The following is an 18,651-nucleotide window of genomic DNA, read 5'->3' as shown; positions in this document are numbered from 1 at the left end:
ATGTTAAAAGATGAAATGCACTATGAAGTACTACCAATGAATTACCATCAATATTTCCCTATCGATGTGGTCAATGGCCCTGGTACCCGTGCGACCTTGTTTGTCTCTGGCTGCGAGCACCAGTGCCGTGGTTGTTACAATCAAAGTACTTGGGATCCCCGTTCTGGGCATGTGTTTGATAGGACGATGGAAGATAGGATGATTGCCGATCTCAATGATAAGCGGATTGTGCGCCGTGGTTTATCTCTCTCGGGGGGCGATCCTTTATTGCCTGTCAATCTTAGTGCCATTTTGGCGCTCGTCAAACGAGTCAAGGCTGAGTGTAAGGGGAAGGATATTTGGCTGTGGACGGGTTATGTGCTTAATGAGTTGAGTGATGAACAGCGCGCCGTGTTGGCCTATATTGATGTACTGGTGGATGGCAAATTTGAACAAAGTCTTGCCGATCCAAGTCTCGTATTTCGCGGCAGCAGCAATCAGATCATTCGTTTGTTATAAAAGCGGTAACGAGGATCTGTAACTTGCTGCTATAATCTCAGGCCTTGACACAGACGCTAGCATAATCAGGCTAAGATTTTACTGTGGCTAACTTAGGTAATTTAAGGTAACAGAATGAATTTAAAGCAAGAACTGCAGCAGCTTAACGATAAATTAGATAAATTTCGTCGTAAACTAGCTGCGGCTGAACAAAGAGGCGATGACGTCATTATTGCCCAGTTCAAGCGCGAAATCGCTGCAGTCACTAAGCAAATTGGCAGTGTGAAAGGCCAACAAACCCGCTTATTGAATAAGCAAGGTTCAGATATCAAAGGTTTGCCTTTCCATCGCGCTTTGACTAAAGAAGAACAAGCGGACATGGGCAAACTGAAAAAGTCTGTCAAAGGTCTTGTGGTGATCCACCCTATGACGGCTATCGGCCGTGAAATGGGGCTTAAGGAAGTCACTGGATACGCGCCCGCAAAATTTTAATGTGGGTTAGGCTGTCACTGACACGGGATCGAGTGTCGATCGCGTGTCAGTGCGCCTAGTACTTTATGCACAGCTTCGTTTTAATCCATTCCTTCGTGCTGCCCATCGAAAATGACATTCATGTTTGGTTTAGTTGATTAAAACACTAAAGTATTTCTTGATTGTTCAAAAACACTTTAGAATAGTGCGCTTAGTTGGCTAAGTGCCTAATCCTCGTTTGTTTCTAGGGATCTTATTCGTCTCATGGAATGAGAGTTGTCGTTAAGGTTAAGTATGTCGATAAAATATGTCGCGACGTCAAAGTTACCCACTCCTTGGGGCGTGTTTGCCATGCATGGTTTTGAAGATACAGAATCAGGCAAAGAGCATGTTGCGCTCACATTCGGTACGCTCAGTGCGGATGAACCTGTGTTGGGTCGAATTCATTCCGAGTGTTTAACTGGCGATGCGTTATTTAGCTTGCGTTGTGACTGTGGTTTTCAGTTACAAGCGGCGATGCAAAATATTGCAGAAACGGGCAGTGGCTTTATCCTCTATTTGCGTCAAGAAGGCCGTGGCATTGGTTTGTTGAATAAAATACGCGCCTACGAGTTGCAAGATAAAGGTGCCAATACCGTTGAAGCCAATGAGCAGTTAGGTTTTGAGGCCGATATGCGTAAATATGACATGATCAAACCTATGCTGGAACAGATAGGCGTGAAGCATGTGCGTTTGATGACCAATAATCCTCGCAAAGTAAAAGCGATGAAGGAATTTGGCATCGAAGTGGTTGAGCGCGTACCGCTGCAAGTTGGTAAGAATCGTTACAACGAAGCCTACTTAAAGACCAAATCCACTGAGCTTGGACACATGATGTCTGAATATCATTTTATGGATGAAAATAAGTAGCTTTGTATTTATGATGGGTCGACCGATTGAGTCAGAGATGAGTAAGGTTTAAGTCAATTGAGCCATTTTTTCAGTCGGTTGCCATTATGTTTGTCGTTAATTTGCTTAGTGTTACTGAGCATTGTTTCTGACGTTTTCGCCAATAGTGCATCCCCCGCCAATACGTTTACACCTGTGACACTTACATCTGCGTCTCAAGCGAATGATGCTGGTTTGCCTGTCGATCCTGTTTCTATCAGTCATCTGCCTAGCAGTAATGCCAATGGCAGCAATCCGATTGAGTCGAGCAGTAATCCCAATTCTGTTTATGCCTTTGGTAGTTATCTCGGCACAGGGGTTTACCGCGCCGCCAACCAAAATGCGACCGTGGTCAGTATTCCGTTAAGTTTTGATTTAAAGAAAGATAGCGGAAGCCAGACTTGGTTACGTTTACCTATCTCCTTCGGCTTTTTTGATTATTTAGCCAAAGATATCACCGAAGGCGAGTTACCGTCGTCGATAGGTACTATGACCATTACCCCAGGTTTTGAGCACCACTGGAAGGCGAGCGAAAACACTCGAATGGAAGGGTATTTAGATATCGGTTTTGGTACTAACTTCGATAAAAACGATAACGTTGCCATTATCGCCTCTGGGATCAGTAGCTTGTATGATTTCACCCTTGCAGGGCAAGATGCGGTGTGGGTGTCGAGATTACGTTTCGCTGGGTACAGTGAGCATTATGGCAAGTTTGCCGATCAATTTGCGGTGTTACAAACTGGCGTTGATTTAGGATTAGCGCCGCGCTGGCAATGGTGGGATCTGCAGGTGCAACCAAGGATCTTTGCTGTGGGTTATTGGTATTTCAATGAGCTCAGATTTATCAGCGAGATAGAGCAAGATACCATAGTTTCAGGCAGTTATGAGGCTGGTTTTTCCCTCGCGTTTTCTAAGCCCCTTGGGGGCGAATTGCTGGGTGTTGATCGTATTGGATTCAGCTATCGCCGTGGTGATGGATTGAACATTTGGCGTTTGATGTTCAGTTTTCCCATCTAAGCAAAGCGTGTGAATAATTGTCGGTTGATTTTGTACAGGCTTGGTAACTAAACTATTTTAGTTAATCTGACTTTTTAGCATCTTGCATCTTTTTATCCAACAAGGTGGCGATTTGACCACTAAGTAACATTATTTGTTCTTGCAGCATCTTACGTTGCTGGTCTGCAGCTTCTGAGTCATCTCCCTTAAGCTTGGCTAGCATCTCTTGTAATTCTTTGATTTGCTCTTTTATCTTTTTGATTTGTTCGTCAATTAACGTTAGGGGTTCCTCTTCTGTTGTTGTGACTTCAGTTTCATTTTTTTTAGCCAAGGCTTTCTCTCTTAAAGGGGCTCCGAAGTCGTTGGATAAAGCTGCGCGGCCCGCATTAGAAATGGAGACAGTGTCTTGGCTATCTTGTGAGTCAGCGGGCTCACTATTCGCTGTTTGTGTTGTGGCTGGTGTCGCTGCGATATATGCGCTTGATATGGCGGTGAAAGCTGAGCCAGTTGCGCTACTGTTTATTCCATTAATGTTCATTTAACACTCCATTGATGCAAACTGCGTTGATACTCAAGTCACTATCGGCCATAGATTTGAAAACTGAAGTCAATTTTTGGTTGTTCAGCTAAAAAGAGTGCAAGCTATTGGTTCAAAATCGATAAGTGAGTGCTATTCGCCGCAAATAGATTAAGGCTGTAGGTGAGTACAAATAGGTTAATGAAAATAGATCCGCATCAGGTTAATCACGACAATACAGCCCTTATGCTAGGGCTGTTTACGTTTTATGGCAGCAGAGGCGAGGATTAATTGTTACCCCAAATATGGCTGTTTACTGTGCCATCTGAGCTAGATTTATCGCTTTTAGCCGGCTTTTCAGGAGCGGTTTGAGTGGGCTTTTTAGTCGCGATTTTTGCCGCAGGCTTTTTAGCGGTTTGACTCGCTTCGGCTTTAGGTGGCGGTAAGGGTAATTTGTTGGCTCTTAAATAAAGATATTCGACTTTATCCCGCGCCCACTCTGTTTTTCTTAAAAAACGTAAACTGGATTTGATGCTGGGATCGTGGGTAAAACAGCGGATATTAATTCTCTCACCTAATTCTTCCCAGCCGTATTTCTCGACTAAGTAAGTGATGATCGTTTCCAGTTTAATGCCGTGGAGCGGGTTATTCGATTGATTCATATTATGCATGTTGCAGTGTGCTATGGCGGGAGTATAGCAGTTTTGTATGCCTGATACAGTGTGCAATGGTATCGAGTCAAGCTTGAATACCTTGCTCGCTCACACCAGAGTCTGCAGTTATTGGTGGAGCAGTATGATCAAAACAGGCGCAATAAAGCGCCTGTTTTAGCTTGGTCATTCGGACTGTTTTATGAGTCTTTGATTGTTTCTTTAAGCTCAGTTTCTACCGGTAAATCAATCTCACCTTTACCTTTGGTTTTAACAATCAACAGCGCTGTAATCACTAAGGTGGTGACCACGCCTGCTATGGTTGATACCGTCATCGGTAAGCCTGCACCTAAGGTTGACGAGTTCAGCAGGAAGGTGATGACCACTGTGGTCATAAACATCGCTGGAATAGTCGCAATCCAATGCAGTTTGTTATGGCGTAACAGGTAAGCCGAAGCCGTCCACAGCATTAATACCGCAGTAGTTTGGTTTGCTACACCGAAGTAGCGCCAAATGACACCAAAATCCACTTGAGTCAACATACCGCCGATAACAAACAGTGGGAGGGCTAACACTAAGCGTTTTGGCAGTGAGATTTGTGGCATGTTGAAAAATTCAGCCAGAATCAAACGCGCAGATCGGAAAGCCGTATCACCTGAAGTAATCGGCAGGATAATCACACCTAGGATAGCCATAAAGCCACCGACAGCGCCTAACAGTCCAGTCGAAGCCTCATAGACGACGTTGGCAGGGTTACCTGACATGCCCGCACTTAAGCCTTCAACACCGCCGAAGTATGACAATGCAATCGCACACCAAAGCAGTGCAATAATGCCTTCGCCAATCATGGCGCCAAAGAAGACGAAGCGACCATTGGTTTCGTTTTCAACGCAGCGTGCCATTAATGGTGATTGCGTTGCATGGAAACCTGATACCGCGCCACAGGCGATGGTGATGAATAGCGCAGGCCAAAGTGGCATGTCATTTGGATTTAAGTTTTGGAAGAAATCGCCCGCTTGTACGTTAGGCAGTAAGGTGTGCTCGCTTGATAGGATAATCGCGAAAGCCAGACCGAACGACATGAAGAACAGTAAAGCGCCAAAGAAGGGGTATAAACGACCGATAATTTTATCGACTGGCACCACAGTTGCGATCAGGTAGTAGACGAAGATAATGCCGACGAAGATACTGACGTCCCAACCGGTAAGCTTGCCCAGTAAACCTGCAGGCGCAGAGATAAAGACCACACCAACCAGCAATAACAGCACAATAGCAAACACGTTCATGAAGTGTTTGGCACTCTTTCCTAAATATTTACCCGCAAGGTTTGGCACAGATTGGCCGCCGTTGCGCACTGATAACATGCCAGAGAAGTAGTCATGCACGGCACCCGCAAAGATACAGCCAACCACAATCCACAACATGGCCGCAGGACCATAGAGTGCACCTAAGATAGGACCAAAGATTGGGCCTACGCCTGCGATGTTTAATAATTGAATTAAATAGACTTTACCCTTAGACATAGGCACAAAGTCGACGCCATCAGTTTGAGCGAAAGCGGGTGTTTGACGATTAGCGTTAATGCCGAAGACTTTCTCGACAAAGGCGCCATAGATAAAGTAGCCGCCGATCAGCAGACCGACACAGAGTAGGAACCACATCATTTTTGTTATCTCCCCATTTGAGTTCTGGCGAGTGTAAACAAGTTGTTGATATAAAACTTCGCAATCTTAATGAGTGGTCGAAAATGCAGGGTGAGTGGTAATAGGTGGGCTTGAGTGGTTGCAATCGTATGTTAACGGCGGGTGTTGTTGGCCATCTTGTGACTAAAAATACCCGCTAAGATGGCTTTTTGCTTGAGTTATTGGAAGCCGAACAGCTGTTTAAGGCTCTTAAGATAACGCCGTGAGACGGGCACTTTATCCCCTGAGTGGGTGGTGACTTCGGCGCCCGTGTCTAACAGCTCAATTTCGGCAATCGCCTTAGGTGAAATCAAATACTGCCGATGGCAGCGCACCAGTGGGGTTTTTTCTTCAAACACTTTTAAGGTCAATTGGGTATGGACTTTGCCTTTTGTACTGGCCACATGGATGCCGCTCAAATCACTGAACACATATTCCACATCTTGGATGGCAATCACCTTGAGTTTATTGCCGCTGTAACAGGGAATATGTTCCAGACGCTTTGGGGTAATGGGATCCATAATTTGAGGCGTCAGATTTTTACGCACCCGAGTGAGGGTTTTACTGAGTCTCTCGGCATCTATCGGTTTGAGCAAATAATCGAAGGCATGGTTGTCGAAGGCCTTGACGGCAAATTCGTCGTAAGCGGTAACAAACACAATTTTCGGCATGTTATCAGGGTCGAGCATAGCGATAAGTTCCATGCCCGAAATGCGCGGCATTTGGATATCGAGAAAAATTAACTGAGGTTTTTCTTTGGCTATGCTTTGCAACGCCTCAATGGCATTAGCGCATTGACCAACAATTTCAATGTCGTGTTCTTGCCCCAAAAGATCGGCTAATTCTTCACGAGCAAACAGTTCATCATCAACAATTAAACAAGTGATCACGTGCGGGTGTCCATATTGGATATCTCAGGGTTTTCTATGGGTAATCTTATGGTGACACGAGTCAATTCATCGGCTTCGCATTCCACAGTGACACCATATTGCTCGCCAAAAATATTTTGAATGCGTTTATGCACTAAGTTCATCCCTAGGCCTTCAGAGCCCTCAACGGGCTGATATAATCCGGCATTGTCTGTGACTTCTAATTCCAGCACATCATTTTCGAGCTTGCCCGTCACTTTGATCTGCCCTTGCTCTATCATGTGCGAAGTGCCGTGCTTTACCGCATTCTCAATAATCGGCTGCAGGGTAAAGGCCGGTACTTTGCAGTGGTAGAGTGATTCAGGTATCGCGATACTGACTTGTAATTTATCAATAAAACGCGCTTTTTCAATGGTGAGATAGGACGCGATGTGATCTAGCTCATCCCCAAGCGTCACTAAGCCTGTAGTTCGCTTTAAATTGATCCGTAAAAATTGTGATAACTGCTGCAGCAACTGCTTAGACATATCGGGATCGCGCTTGATAATCGCGCTAATGGTATTGAGAGCATTGAACAGAAAGTGTGGATTAACCTGCGCTTGCAGTAATTTCAATTCGGCTTGAGTCAGCAGATTTTGTTGTTGCTCAAATCGGCCATAAAGTATTTGGTTGGATAACAGACGGGCAATACCTTCACCTAAAGTGCGGTTAATATTCAAAAAAAGCTTATTTTTCGGCTCGTAGAGTTTAATGGTGCCAATGACTTCGGTATCACTGCGCAGTGGGATCACCAGACTCGATCCTAAACGACAATTACTTGAAATAGAACATGAATAGGGCATTTCAACGCCATCGGCGAACATAACTTTATTTTGATTAATCGCCTCTAAGGTGATCTTGGAAGAAATCGGCGTGCCAGGCAGATGATGATCGGCACCTATACCAATAAAAGCTAACAGTTTTTCCCTGTCGGTGATGGCTACTGCGCCCACATTGGTTTCTTCTATGACGATTTTGGCGACACGGCTGCTGCTTTCTTCGTTAAATCCTTTGGATAGGAGTCCGACACTGCGTTCGGCTATCTTTAATGCTTTAGTTGAAAAACTGGAGGAAAGTTTATCGAACATAGTTTTTTGGTCGCGGATCATGCTCATAAAGAGTGCCGCTCCTACGGAATTGACTAACAACATGGGCGGCGCGATTTGGCGCACTAATTCCCACGCATCATCGAAGGGGCGGGCGACCAGTAAGATGATGCTCATTTGCATCATTTCGGCATAAAAAGTCACTAGGCAAACGAGTAATGGATTGTAGATAAGCTCACTTTTACCCGCACGTCTTAAGTAGAAGCTTATCATTCCTGCGGATAATCCTTCTAAGGTGGTGGAAATAGCGCAGGCTATTTCAGTAAAGCCGCCCATACTGTAGCGGTGAAGGCCACCTGTTAGTCCTACCAGAAAACCAGTAACGGGCCCGCCTAATAATCCACCTAACACAGCGCCCATAGCACGGGTGTTGGCAATCGCGCCTGATGTTTGCTCACCAAAATAGGTGGCCATGATGCAGAAACTTGAAAAAATCAGATACATAAAAATCTTATGTGGCAGACGCGGGGAGGTTTCGGCAAACAGTTTAAACAGCGGCGTTTTACTGACTAAGTAAACGATCACTAAGTACAGCGACATCTGTTGGGTCAATAATAGGATCAAAGACATAATGGCTCACATTATCGTCACAGATGTCAGCGCAGTGGTATCAATTAGAAAGTCTGTGCGCGAGATCAGGGTTCAAATTCAACCGTTAGGATATAAAGAACAATAATATTGCATCTTTAGGAGGACATATGTCCAATTCTGTTCACGGTCATGATGTTATGGCGCTGATGGTAGCGCAAGGGGCCGCTATTATAAAGCCTGAATTACTATCCCTGATGGGACAAAAGTTTGGCTTTGCGGCTCGATACCATACTTGTAGTGCCGCCGATCTTAGCGCTGAAGCATTAATTCAGTTACTGATAGATAAAGGTAAGTTTCACGACACGTGCCAAGGCATTGAACTGGCCGCTGGAAGAAAGTGTGATCACTAGCCTATTGTGGCCCTACATATTTTGACGATGGCGTAACAGTCATAAGAGAGCGTAACAGTAATACGAGATTGTAATCAGAGTGTGGTAATCGTTTGACCATAGTTCGACACCTAGCGAGACTGATTTTACTGATTGGGTTTATCACCTTAGAAGCTTAAGCGAGAAGTACCAGTATTAGGTTTAAGCCTAAGTTTCCCAAGTTTCCCAAGTTTCCTGAGGTGCAGCTATCTTGAGTTTGAGCTTAAGGCAGCGTGGAGCTCAGGATTCTAAAAGCTCTGATTCCTTGAATCCCTGAAACTTAGGTTTCGTCGTGGCGTTTATTGGCAATTTGGTCCTGCTGAGCGGGGGTGAGTTGGCTAAACTCATGGATCAAAATACGCAGTAAGCGAGATTTTGCAATGCTGGTGGATTTCGATAGGGAATCGAGCTGAGCAATACTCTTCTCTGTCAGGGTAAAGGTCGCGTGGCGATAAATCTTAGTCGATTTTTTATCTAAGCCCTTAACTATCGCTTGAGTCTGAGCCGCGGCTAATAAACTCGCCTTACCTAAGGCGTAGTTATTGGCATCTTCAATGAAATCATCGACAGAAACCGGCTTGATGATTTGCTTAGGTTTCTTACGTTTAAGATCAGTTAAGCTCATAGCTATTTTCTGGTGGCATAGCAAATAATTCATCCGCTATAGCGCGGATCTCATCGGCGGCTTTTCCATCGGGTTCGATTTCGACCACAGAGGAGCCTTTTTCTTCACTGTCATCATAAATGTTTCGACAAAAGGTGACGGAGTTCAACACTCTTAATCCAAAGGATTGCACCACATCTTTAGCCTCTAAAATACGCTTAAATTGTGTAGGAAGCGCAGGGCATTGGGTTAGCACTATAGTGGCGATCATTTTAGGATTCACCATCTTACAAGTGCTGAGCATGTCTTCCATGTGGGGTAAAGTTTTAAGATCGCGTCTTTTGGGCCTGAGAGGGATCACAACATAAGTTGCTACCGACATGGCTGCGCGCATGGCTAAGTTATCCTGACCACCACAGTCTACAATCACGTAATCAAAACGCTCATTGAGGCTCAGTAAATCATTGCGAATTTTGCCATAAAGCTGAATGCAGTTAATGCTGGGCAGACTGGGATCATTATTTCTTGCTTGGATCCAATCTGAAGTGGTGCGCTGGGGATCACAATCGACCATGAGGACGTTTGCTTGAAATTTTTGCTTAATATAAACGGCAAGATTTTGAGCGAGACAACTTTTTCCGCTACCACCTTTTTCACCACCTACCAGCAAGATCATAGTGACGCCCCTTCATGAATCGTTCAATTCATTGAGTGTAGAACAGACCCATTAAACCTGCGAAATTTAAGTTAAATTAAAGCAGTTGCATGGCTATGTGGTAGCTTTGGTCGTGGCATTTTGCGCAGCGGCAGACTTGTCCTTTGACGGTATTTTGTTGTGTGGTATCGGGATTAAAGGTCACTTCGATGAGTTCGCCCAGTGCAAAGGGACGTTTATAATCGAATAAAATACCGCGTCTTGCTAAGTCAATACATACGCCTTCATCGGATTGCTTTATGCCTTGCGCGTCGACCCAATGTAAAGCGACACGCTCCGCTTCCATGTCCACTCGCAGTGATGTGCGTTTTTCTTCAAAACCAGTAGTATGGTCACCCATAACTCAATTGCCCCGTAAATTATTGATCTCAGTAAAACTAGCATAATTGCTTTTTGGCAGAATACCAATGTGAAAGCTAGGTCTTTGATAATAGTTTTAAAACGAGGACAGCAGGCGCCATTGAATAAGCCTTCAATAGCACCAACTCAGGTGCTTGATTAATTGTCGTATTCTTGGTTTTTAGGATAGGGCATTTTTAACTGACCCCAACGAATGACGATCACAGTTGCTGCTAAAATTAACGTCGACAGTGATATCGCGGCAATACGCCAATCTTCCATACTCTTCATATCTAAAATGAGATAACGAGCTAATGCCACAATCGCGATATAAAGCGGCATACGCACGGGTAACTTACCGGATTCGTAGTAGTTCGCCACCATGGCTAAGACTTCTAAGAAAATGAATAACAGGAGTAAATCGGCTAGTGCGACCATACGGACAGAAACAATATGCACAATTTCTTGGCCTATCGCGACGATAGTGGCAATAGCGATAACAAACAGGACTAAGTGTTCTACGGCTTTAAGGCTCTTAGAACCATATTGGTGATAAAATGGCATGGGCATTCCCTACTTGATGTTTTTATAAATAGTAACAGTAAAAATCAGCTTATAGGGAAAAGCTAGCCGCCGCTGTGTGACTTAATTCACAGATATGTTTAATCCTAAATGCAGCGCAAAGCTCAGTGTCAGTATGTTCTAACCGGGGCGACCATCGATTCTGGCTTGGCACAACATAGGCCCATAGCTGATACAGAAACAGCCAAAGGCGATGACCCAAGATGTAATGGCGGCGAGTAATAATGATGCCGACCAAAGCGGGATAACTCCTGCCAATACTCGAAACACTGCCGCGAGCAGGATTAACCCAAAGGCATACTTCATTATGCTTGGCGGTTGCAGAGTGCGGCCAGTATGTCCTAACGAAACCCGCGCCATCATAGCTAAAATCATTCCCGCTAAACCGCCAACCGTTATCGCGTGCATGCCAACGGATAAGGGGAGTCCAAAAGCAATAAGCGCTAAACCGAGTGGAATACACACATAACTGAGATGCAGTGACCAGAGTAAGGGAACGCGCCAGCAGGAATACCAGCCCCAGCGATGCCAGCGCAGCAATAAAATCAGACTCGCAATCCCAGCCATACTGCGAAGCAATATTTGCTCTTGCAGGATTAAGCTAATGACTAATCCAAAGAGACTGATAAAGCTCAGCCATTCGAGCATTGGAAGCGGTTTTTTACGCTGCCATTGGGTTGCGCGCTCGGTGAAAAAAGGGATCACTCGGCCGCCTAAGAGTGCGACTATGATGCTGATTAACACAACCGCGCCATATAAGCCTATGTTTATCCATTCAAATTGATTTGTTAAAACACCGTAGTAACTCAGTGCATTCATTAGGGTGAGCAAGGTGAGAATGGGGATAAACACAAAGTTTCGCCATTGACGAACGCGGATCACTGCTTGGGCGAGTATTAACGCCGTTAGCGGCAAAAAGAGTAAGTCGATAAACATGATAAGTGTAAAGGGAATCGCTAGCGGCATTAGCAATAATAGCCGTGGCAATAACCACACACTGAATAACCCTAACAACCCAACTCCTTTAATCCCAGTTTGGCCCGTCCAGTTTTGCACCGCAGTTAATAAAAAACCCGCGACCACGGCGCAGACAAATCCGAAAATCATTTCGTGACCGTGCCACCAAAGTGGATTAACGGATTGCGGCAACAGATTGATCCCTGAAAGAAAACCTCCCCAGATCCTTAATGCCAATACGCTGAATAAACTCGCAAACAGGAAAAAAGGCCGAAAGCCTAATCTAAATAATGCGATTTGTGGTTGTAAATGTGCGGGCTCATCAATATTCAACATAATTGGCTCTTGAGTATCTGACTAAATCTGTCAGATATTTTAAGCTGCAATTAAAATGAATGTATATATCTCGATATGAGTATTCCTCGTGCAGCGTCTGTTTAAGACGCAAACTTAGTCTGCACAGATGGTGCAATTTTACATGAAAAGCGACAAACTCAAGCGTGAAAGGAGTGGGGTGGCGGACATTGAAACTAGAGGATGTAAAGCGAGTGGAAGCCAATAGATTGCAATACACATTAGGCCGTGAAGGATAAGCTAAGTCATTGATCCGCTTATGCTGTTACTTAGGTTAACTAGCCTTTGGCTAAAACTGCATCAGCATAAGCGGTGGGAAAGGCGAGGTTATTTATTCTTACGTTTTTGCCACTTAAACATAATGGAATATTTCCACAGATTGTTAATCAGCAAATAGCCCACTGCGGAAAAAATTACCCCAAGAACAAGGCATCCCAGTAAAAACGCCGGACCTATGGTGGCAAGGGAGGCTTCAATCCATTGCCAACTGGCTTCGAAGGCAAAATCTTGCGGCGCATGGCCGAGTATCTTAGCGCCGAGTAAATACGCGCCATAAAACATCACTGGCATAGTTAAGGGATTGGTTATCCAGACTAATGCGACAGAAACGGGAATATTAACGTTAAATAGAATGGCAAAAGCCGCCGCAACTACCATCTGAAATGGCATAGGGATCCAGGCGACAAATAATCCCACTGCGAATGCGCCAGGAGCGGATTTGCGATTTAGCGCCCACAAATTGGGATTATGTAATAAGCGTCCAAACATGCGTAAGTGTTTATGCTCACGCAAGGTTTCAGGCTTAGGCATAAATCTTTTGATTAATTTTTTTGGCATAGGCTGAAATTGCTGTCTTAACTTAATTCACTATGAATCGATTCATGTTTGGCTTTAGTGCCATCTTGTTATCAGCGATGTTGTGGCCTTCGCTGCCGCCAGTCAGTTACATACCCTACCTTGTTGTTGGGGCGCTAATTTTATACCGAAAAATCCCTGTTTGTGCAGGTGGACTCTTTGCAATGGCATGGCTAACTGGTTTTTGCTTAGGATTATCTAGGCAGGATCTTCCAGTGTTACAACAACCTATACAGGTTAGGGGCGAAATCATATCACTAGTTAGTCGAAACAGCGACTGGCTAAGTTTGGATATATCGGTCATTAAACCAAATTTAATCTTAGGGCCAAATGCAAAATTGCGACTCACGTGGAAAGATCCGCCGGAAGTCGATGTCGGTCAGGTTTGGCAGTTTACCTTGATGCCTAAGCGTATTGCTAGCGTGTTAAATCAAGGTGGCTACAATGAGCAGAAACAATTAATCAGCCAACATGTTATCGGTAAAGGGCGAGTGATTGAGGCACATTTACTGGAGGTTTCACCTTCACTGCGTAACGAGCTGATAAGCGCATTGACGCCTGAATTAGCCTCTTTGCCGCAAGGTGATATTCTACTCGCCTTACTTTTGGGTGATAAGCAGTTGATCTCAAAAGTGCGTTGGCAAGCATTACGACAGACAGGTACGGGTCATTTAGTGGCGATATCCGGCTTGCATCTTTCGGTCATAGCAGCATGGATTTACACATGCTTTTTGTTTGGATTGAGTCACTTACTGCCACATCAAAGTCGACGTAATATCACCCTTGCTTTAGTCGCTGCGGGCATAGGCGCCGCATTTTATGCCTATCTTGCTGGCTTTGGTATTTCGACTCAGCGGGCATTGGTGATGATTCTGCTGTTAATGCTGTTGAGTTTATTAAAGCGATTTTCTACCGCGTGGGAGCGCTTGTTATTTGCCCTGTTCATTGTATTGCTGCTTGATCCGCTCGCTTGTTTAAGTGCGGGATTTTGGCTGTCGTTTTGTGCCTTAGGCATCATCTTATACACTTTAGAAATCCAACCAAGGGCATTTACCCCAGCGTCGAGTCGAGGGGCGCGTTTACGCTCTGGGATGATACAGTTTTGGGCAATCCAATGGCGCTTGAGTCTCGGGCTTGGATTACTGCAAGCGGCACTCTTTGGCGGCGTGAGTGTACACAGTTTGTGGATGAACATCTTGGCAGTTCCTTGGTTTAGCTTTGTAGTGATCCCCTTAGCAATGGCGGGATTTGTCTGCTGGTGGCTTGGAACTACGTTTGGGTTCTCTTGGTTGGGACTGCTTCGCCTCAGTGATTGGAGTTTATCGCCCTATGCGCAGTTACTCGATATCAGTCAGCACTTACCCGCCCATTGGTTAGCACTCTCTGACAGCCTATTAGCCTTAGGACTCTGCGCGCTCGTTGGTGGTGTGTTATGGCACTATGTGCCTAAGTATAAACACTATATTGCTTGGTTAAGCCTATTAAGTTTGTTGTTTATGCCCGCATTACTTTTTTGTATGACGCTATGGTTTCCCGTTCAAACCCATCGATGGACCATGCATTTACTCGATGTGGGCCAAGGTTTAGCCGTGGTGATTGAAAAGAATGGCAAGGGGTTTATCTATGACACGGGCGCCGCCTTTGGCGATGATTTCAGTTATGCGGAGCGGGTGATATTGCCCTTTTTAAAAGCCAAAGGTATCCAAGAGATTGATTATATTGTTATCAGCCATAGCGATAACGATCATGCGGGCGGTGCGCCTGTCTTGATGGAGGCTTATCCCAAGGCTTTGGTGATCACAGATGTGGCTGGCTTTAGCGGCCAAGATTGCCGTCCAAGGCAAATTCAATGGCAAGGGTTGAGCTTTAACTTACTCTCACCGCCTCAAGTGTTGGCGGGAAATAATGGCTCCTGTGTGGTACGCATCGATGATGGCTTGCAAAGTCTGCTACTCACCGGGGACATTGAAAAACAAACCGAAGCGGCACTATTAAGTCGTGAATTAAGTATAAGCCGTGAGCTGAGTGTGAGCGGTGATCTAAGTGTGAACGGTGATCTAAGTGACCGAAACGAGTTACAAAGCGACGTGCTGGTGGCGCCGCACCATGGCAGCAAAACCTCGTCGACAGAGGCCTTTATTGATGCCGTAGCCCCTAAGTTAGTGCTTTTCCCTGCGGGTTTTGCTAATCGCTATGGTTTTCCAAAAACCACAGTGGTTGAGCGGTATCAGCGACGAGAGATTAGGAGCCTGACCACAGGGACAGAAGGGCAGATTAGTGTGATTTTTCAGCAGTCTGAGTTAGAGGTAAAGACCTATCGTGGTGATTTAGCGCCATTTTGGTACAACTCTCTGTTTAGATTTGGTGACTTGATTAATCCAGAGTAGAATGCCTACTTTGCCATAATTTAGTGTTATCAATGACAACATCTCCTAAAGACGAAATGTGGACAGTTTTCAAACGATTACTGGGCTATATAAAACAGATGAAAGGCATGTTTATGCTTTCAGTTGCGGGATTAATTATTTATGGTCTCGTCGATGCCGCCTTTATCGCTTTCATCGGCCCCTTTATCGATAAGGGTTTTTCCGGCGGCGCACCCGCTGCGGTCACCAATGGCATAGCATTGCCAACCAGTGAAGGTTTCCACGCGAACAACGATGTGCTAATGATGGCGCCGCTTGTGGTTATCGTCATGTTTACACTGCGCGGTTTTGCCAACTTTGTTTCGACCTACGGCATTTCATATATGAGTGCACGTTTGATCATGGACATGCGTCAGCAAGTGTTTGAGCATTATCTGAGTCTGCCTGTCAGTTACATGGACAAGGAAAATACCGGTAACTTGATTTCAAAAGTCACCTTCGATACTGAGCAAATCGCCAGAGCATCGGGAAGTGCATTGATTTCTATCGTCCGCGACAGTGTGACTGTGTTTGGTATGCTGGCGCTGATGTTCTATAACTCTTGGAAGTTATCCCTGTGTATCTTAGTGATCGGGCCGATTATGGGCATGGTCATTGCTGTGGTCAGCCGTCGTTTCCGTAAGGTTTCTAAGCAAATTCAAACCGCCATGGGCGGCGTGAGTGCCACGACTGAGCAAATGATTAAGGGCCATAAAAACGTGTTGGCCTTTGGTGGACAAGAAACTGAAGCCACCCGTTTTGCTAAAGTGAACGATCAAAACCGCCATCAAAATATGAAGTTAGCTGTGGCGCAAGCCATTAGCCAGCCGTTGATCATGATTATCGGCTCATTCGCCTTGGCCTTTGTGCTCTATGCGGCAAGTTTAGACAGCATGAAAGCCGATCTCACCGCCGGTACCTTCGCGACAATTCTTGGCGCTATGATGGCCATGTTGCAACCCATTAAAAACTTAACCCGAGTGAACGCCGAATTCCAACGGGGTATTGCAGCTTGTACCACAGTGTTTGAATTACTGGATACGCTGCCAGAATCCGACACCGGCACTTATACCGTTGAGCGCGCTAAGGGTCATTTACGTTTCGATAAGGTCTGTTTTACCTATGACAGCCAAGACCGCCGAGCGCTAGAAGATGTTGATTTTGAAGTTAAACCCGGGCAAACCTTAGCACTAGTCGGCCGTTCTGGTTCAGGCAAGTCGACTATCGCCAGTCTAGTGACACGTTTTTATACGGGGCTCGAATCCGGCGATATTCTGCTTGATGATGTCAGCATTTACGATTACTCGCTAAAATCGCTGCGTAATCAAGTGGCTCTGGTATCGCAGCAGGTGACCTTATTCAACGATACGATTGCTAACAACATCGCCTACGCCTATCCGGGTGAAGCGACGCGTGAGCAGATTATTGAAGCGGCGACCTTAGCCTATGCGATGGAGTTTATTGACCAGTTGCCCCAAGGCCTTGATACCCAAGTAGGGGAAAATGGCGTGTTATTGTCCGGTGGCCAAAGACAGCGGATTGCGATTGCGCGCGCTATGTTGCGTGATGCGCCTGTATTGATCCTCGATGAAGCGACCTCTGCGCTGGATACTGAGTCAGAAAAAGCGATTCAGAAAGGCTTAGACAACCTCAGACAAAACCGTACCTCAGTAGTGATCGCCCACAGGTTGTCGACTATCGAGAGTGCCGATCAAATTTTAGTGGTGGATCAGGGACGTATCGTCGAGCGCGGGACGCACCAATCACTATTGGAATTAAATGGCATGTACGCCAAATTGTACCAAATGCAATTCGGTAGCTAGATGCAGGCCTTAGTGAATAAAATTTGGTATCAGGGTCATCCACTGCGATGGCTCTTGTTACCTTTATCTTGGCTATTCGCGGTTATCACTTATGTGCGCCGCGCCTTGTTTCGCCTCGGGATCAAATCACAAACGGCAATGCCTGTGCCTGTCATCGTTGTCGGTAATATTACCGTCGGCGGCAGCGGTAAGACGCCAACCGTGATTTATCTGATTGAGCTACTGCGCCAGCATGGGTTTACACCCGGCGTGATCAGTCGAGGTTACGGCGTTGATATTCAAGGTGTTAGAACGGTTAATTTAGGGGCGAGTGCAGCAGAGGTGGGTGATGAACCGGCCATGATAGTGGCGCGTACTCAAGTGCCTATGGTAGTTGGCGCTAAACGCGTCGATGCGGCCAATGCGCTTATTGCTGAGTTTGGTGTCGATGTTATCATCTGCGACGATGGACTGCAGCACTATGCGCTGGGGCGCGATATCGAGCTGGTGGTGATTGATGGTCAACGCGGTTTAGGCAATGGCTTGTTGTTACCGGCAGGTCCGCTGCGTGAAGGCGCGTGGCGTCTCGATGCCGTGGATTTTATCGTCAATAATGGTGGCCCAGCAGCAAAAGGGCAGTTCGAAATGCAACTGGCCCCTACTGAAGTGAAACCCGTTAAATGCGATTTGACCTCAGGTGAGTACAGTTTCGATAAATCTCAGCCGCTGGTTGCGATGGCGGGTATTGGTAACCCTGCGCGTTTCTTTGAATCGCTGCGCGCTCAAGGTTATCAACTGGCGCTATGCCAGGGTTTTGATGATCATCAGCCCTACGATAAAACCCAATTACGTGATTTAGCCCAAGACTTGCCGCTATTGATGACAGAAAAAGATGCGGTTAAATGTCGCGATTTTGCACAAGAGAACTGGTGGTATTTGGCGGTCAATGCCAAGCTATCCCCACAATTTGATGAGCAGCTGCTCGCGCGTCTTCGCGAGGTGGCTGCAGCTAAACAAGGAAACTTCCATGGCATTCGATAAAAAATTGTTAGATATAGTGGCTTGCCCTGTGTGTAAGGGAAAACTTGAGTACGATAAAACGACGCAGCAGTTGATTTGTAAGGCAGATAAGCTGGCCTATCCGATCACTGAAGGTATCCCTGTGTTATTAGAAAATCGTGCTGTGCCACTGACTGAATCAGTCTAGTGTGATGTGAATGCGCGTATTGTCCAATACGCGCATACTTACCTTTTTGAGCTTCTCTAATTATTGTTTTCGCTATTTTTAGCCGATTAACAGTGCTTATCCAATCTTGCGTCTTTTCGATGCTCAGACCTTAGCCAC

At 45.6% G+C, this 18,651-nt stretch carries 20 protein-coding genes; 9 read left to right on the top strand and 11 right to left on the bottom strand.

Annotated features, from left to right (window positions below; all coding sequences use genetic code 11):
* The first annotated feature begins 36 nt into the window (after positions 1-36).
* From nrdG to MO387_RS10210, 4 genes are all read left to right on the top strand, one after another.
* Positions 37-498, top strand: a complete 462-nt coding sequence (nrdG, locus tag MO387_RS10225; RefSeq protein ID WP_041409116.1) for an anaerobic ribonucleoside-triphosphate reductase-activating protein — start codon at positions 37-39, stop codon at positions 496-498.
* A gap of 114 nt (positions 499-612) precedes the next feature.
* Positions 613-969 (top strand): YibL family ribosome-associated protein, encoded by a 357-nt coding sequence (locus MO387_RS10220; protein WP_107947079.1) that lies wholly within the window; start codon positions 613-615, stop codon positions 967-969.
* 273 nt (positions 970-1,242) lie between these two features.
* Positions 1,243-1,857 carry a GTP cyclohydrolase II gene (gene ribA / locus MO387_RS10215; protein WP_006087423.1) on the top strand — a complete coding sequence of 205 codons (615 nt, stop codon included), beginning with the start codon at positions 1,243-1,245 and terminating at the stop codon, positions 1,855-1,857.
* 57 nt (positions 1,858-1,914) lie between these two features.
* Complete coding sequence (locus tag MO387_RS10210; RefSeq protein WP_107947080.1) at positions 1,915-2,892, top strand: hypothetical protein; 978 nt, start codon at positions 1,915-1,917, stop codon at positions 2,890-2,892.
* 61 nt (positions 2,893-2,953) lie between these two features.
* Here the strand turns inward: MO387_RS10210 and MO387_RS10205 are convergent, their stop codons facing one another.
* The 5 genes from MO387_RS10205 to MO387_RS10185 form a co-directional block, all read right to left on the bottom strand.
* Positions 2,954-3,409 (bottom strand): FlxA-like family protein, encoded by a 456-nt coding sequence (locus MO387_RS10205; protein WP_107947081.1) that lies wholly within the window; start codon positions 3,407-3,409, stop codon positions 2,954-2,956.
* Between the two features lie 266 nt (positions 3,410-3,675).
* A complete protein-coding gene (locus MO387_RS10200; RefSeq protein WP_107947082.1) occupies positions 3,676-4,059 on the bottom strand; it encodes a VF530 family protein in 384 nt (127 codons plus the stop codon).
* Positions 4,060-4,238: 179 nt separating this feature from the next.
* On the bottom strand, positions 4,239-5,702 hold the full coding sequence (locus MO387_RS10195) for a carbon starvation protein A (RefSeq protein ID WP_107947083.1): 1,464 nt from the start codon (positions 5,700-5,702) through the stop codon (positions 4,239-4,241).
* 197 nt (positions 5,703-5,899) lie between these two features.
* Positions 5,900-6,610, bottom strand: coding sequence for a two-component system response regulator BtsR (btsR, locus tag MO387_RS10190; protein WP_006081188.1), 711 nt, complete (start codon positions 6,608-6,610; stop codon positions 5,900-5,902).
* Positions 6,607-8,304 (bottom strand): sensor histidine kinase, encoded by a 1,698-nt coding sequence (locus MO387_RS10185; protein ID WP_006087428.1) that lies wholly within the window; start codon positions 8,302-8,304, stop codon positions 6,607-6,609. The genes btsR and MO387_RS10185 overlap by 4 nt, the downstream gene beginning before the upstream one ends.
* A gap of 128 nt (positions 8,305-8,432) precedes the next feature.
* Between MO387_RS10185 and MO387_RS10180 the strand changes: the two genes are divergently transcribed.
* The gene (locus tag MO387_RS10180; protein WP_107947084.1) at positions 8,433-8,675 is read left to right on the top strand and encodes a YecH family metal-binding protein; all 243 of its coding nucleotides are present in this window, start codon (positions 8,433-8,435) and stop codon (positions 8,673-8,675) included.
* Positions 8,676-8,973: 298 nt separating this feature from the next.
* On the opposite strand, the gene MO387_RS10175 is transcribed toward MO387_RS10180, so the two are convergent.
* The 6 genes from MO387_RS10175 to MO387_RS10150 form a co-directional block, all read right to left on the bottom strand.
* Positions 8,974-9,318 (bottom strand): hypothetical protein, encoded by a 345-nt coding sequence (locus MO387_RS10175; RefSeq protein ID WP_006081191.1) that lies wholly within the window; start codon positions 9,316-9,318, stop codon positions 8,974-8,976.
* Positions 9,305-9,973 (bottom strand): AAA family ATPase, encoded by a 669-nt coding sequence (locus MO387_RS10170; protein ID WP_106650192.1) that lies wholly within the window; start codon positions 9,971-9,973, stop codon positions 9,305-9,307. Before MO387_RS10170 ends, MO387_RS10175 begins: the two co-directional genes overlap by 14 nt.
* Positions 9,974-10,049: 76 nt before the next feature.
* On the bottom strand, positions 10,050-10,352 hold the full coding sequence (locus tag MO387_RS10165; RefSeq protein WP_006087432.1) for a PilZ domain-containing protein: 303 nt from the start codon (positions 10,350-10,352) through the stop codon (positions 10,050-10,052).
* Between the two features lie 158 nt (positions 10,353-10,510).
* A complete protein-coding gene (locus tag MO387_RS10160) occupies positions 10,511-10,915 on the bottom strand; it encodes a phosphate-starvation-inducible PsiE family protein (RefSeq protein ID WP_006081194.1) in 405 nt (134 codons plus the stop codon).
* A gap of 138 nt (positions 10,916-11,053) precedes the next feature.
* Positions 11,054-12,226: an NnrS family protein gene (locus MO387_RS10155; protein ID WP_107947085.1), complete on the bottom strand. Its 1,173-nt coding sequence runs from the start codon at positions 12,224-12,226 to the stop codon at positions 11,054-11,056.
* Positions 12,227-12,571: 345 nt separating this feature from the next.
* On the bottom strand, positions 12,572-13,081 hold the full coding sequence (locus tag MO387_RS10150; RefSeq protein ID WP_006087434.1) for a DUF2062 domain-containing protein: 510 nt from the start codon (positions 13,079-13,081) through the stop codon (positions 12,572-12,574).
* A gap of 32 nt (positions 13,082-13,113) precedes the next feature.
* Here MO387_RS10150 and MO387_RS10145 point away from each other — a divergent pair, with 32 nt between their 5' ends.
* From MO387_RS10145 to MO387_RS10130, 4 genes are read left to right on the top strand one after another with little or no spacing between them, the layout of a single operon-like run.
* A complete protein-coding gene (locus tag MO387_RS10145) occupies positions 13,114-15,486 on the top strand; it encodes a DNA internalization-related competence protein ComEC/Rec2 (RefSeq protein ID WP_107947086.1) in 2,373 nt (790 codons plus the stop codon).
* Between the two features lie 32 nt (positions 15,487-15,518).
* A complete protein-coding gene (gene msbA / locus MO387_RS10140; protein ID WP_107947087.1) occupies positions 15,519-17,327 on the top strand; it encodes a lipid A export permease/ATP-binding protein MsbA in 1,809 nt (602 codons plus the stop codon).
* Positions 17,328-18,347, top strand: coding sequence for a tetraacyldisaccharide 4'-kinase (lpxK, locus tag MO387_RS10135; RefSeq protein ID WP_107947088.1), 1,020 nt, complete (start codon positions 17,328-17,330; stop codon positions 18,345-18,347).
* Positions 18,334-18,513, top strand: coding sequence for a Trm112 family protein (locus tag MO387_RS10130; RefSeq protein ID WP_006081200.1), 180 nt, complete (start codon positions 18,334-18,336; stop codon positions 18,511-18,513). Before lpxK ends, MO387_RS10130 begins: the two co-directional genes overlap by 14 nt.
* The last annotated feature ends 138 nt before the right edge of the window (positions 18,514-18,651 follow it).

The sequence above is a fragment of the Shewanella sp. N2AIL genome (assembly GCF_022690845.1).
Classification (GTDB): domain Bacteria; phylum Pseudomonadota; class Gammaproteobacteria; order Enterobacterales; family Shewanellaceae; genus Shewanella; species Shewanella baltica.
Note: the sequence above shows the minus strand (reverse complement) of the source record. Positions and strands in the feature narration are given on the sequence as shown.

What these genes read in the sequence shown, in the direction of transcription:
- ribA (WP_006087423.1), top strand. Translation starts at nt 1,243, where the DNA reads ATGTCGATAAAATATGTCGCGACGTCAAAGTTACCCACTCCTTGGGGC.
- MO387_RS10205 (WP_107947081.1), bottom strand. Translation starts at nt 3,409, where the DNA reads ATGAACATTAATGGAATAAACAGTAGCGCAACTGGCTCAGCTTTCACC.
- nrdG (WP_041409116.1), top strand. Translation starts at nt 37, where the DNA reads ATGAATTACCATCAATATTTCCCTATCGATGTGGTCAATGGCCCTGGT.
- MO387_RS10180 (WP_107947084.1), top strand. Translation starts at nt 8,433, where the DNA reads ATGTCCAATTCTGTTCACGGTCATGATGTTATGGCGCTGATGGTAGCG.
- MO387_RS10155 (WP_107947085.1), bottom strand. Translation starts at nt 12,226, where the DNA reads ATGTTGAATATTGATGAGCCCGCACATTTACAACCACAAATCGCATTA.
- MO387_RS10185 (WP_006087428.1), bottom strand. Translation starts at nt 8,304, where the DNA reads ATGTCTTTGATCCTATTATTGACCCAACAGATGTCGCTGTACTTAGTG.
- MO387_RS10220 (WP_107947079.1), top strand. Translation starts at nt 613, where the DNA reads ATGAATTTAAAGCAAGAACTGCAGCAGCTTAACGATAAATTAGATAAA.
- MO387_RS10195 (WP_107947083.1), bottom strand. Translation starts at nt 5,702, where the DNA reads ATGATGTGGTTCCTACTCTGTGTCGGTCTGCTGATCGGCGGCTACTTT.
- MO387_RS10130 (WP_006081200.1), top strand. Translation starts at nt 18,334, where the DNA reads ATGGCATTCGATAAAAAATTGTTAGATATAGTGGCTTGCCCTGTGTGT.
- msbA (WP_107947087.1), top strand. Translation starts at nt 15,519, where the DNA reads ATGACAACATCTCCTAAAGACGAAATGTGGACAGTTTTCAAACGATTA.
- MO387_RS10165 (WP_006087432.1), bottom strand. Translation starts at nt 10,352, where the DNA reads ATGGGTGACCATACTACTGGTTTTGAAGAAAAACGCACATCACTGCGA.
- MO387_RS10145 (WP_107947086.1), top strand. Translation starts at nt 13,114, where the DNA reads ATGAATCGATTCATGTTTGGCTTTAGTGCCATCTTGTTATCAGCGATG.
- MO387_RS10150 (WP_006087434.1), bottom strand. Translation starts at nt 13,081, where the DNA reads ATGCCAAAAAAATTAATCAAAAGATTTATGCCTAAGCCTGAAACCTTG.
- MO387_RS10200 (WP_107947082.1), bottom strand. Translation starts at nt 4,059, where the DNA reads ATGCATAATATGAATCAATCGAATAACCCGCTCCACGGCATTAAACTG.
- lpxK (WP_107947088.1), top strand. Translation starts at nt 17,328, where the DNA reads ATGCAGGCCTTAGTGAATAAAATTTGGTATCAGGGTCATCCACTGCGA.
- MO387_RS10160 (WP_006081194.1), bottom strand. Translation starts at nt 10,915, where the DNA reads ATGCCATTTTATCACCAATATGGTTCTAAGAGCCTTAAAGCCGTAGAA.
- MO387_RS10170 (WP_106650192.1), bottom strand. Translation starts at nt 9,973, where the DNA reads ATGATCTTGCTGGTAGGTGGTGAAAAAGGTGGTAGCGGAAAAAGTTGT.
- MO387_RS10175 (WP_006081191.1), bottom strand. Translation starts at nt 9,318, where the DNA reads ATGAGCTTAACTGATCTTAAACGTAAGAAACCTAAGCAAATCATCAAG.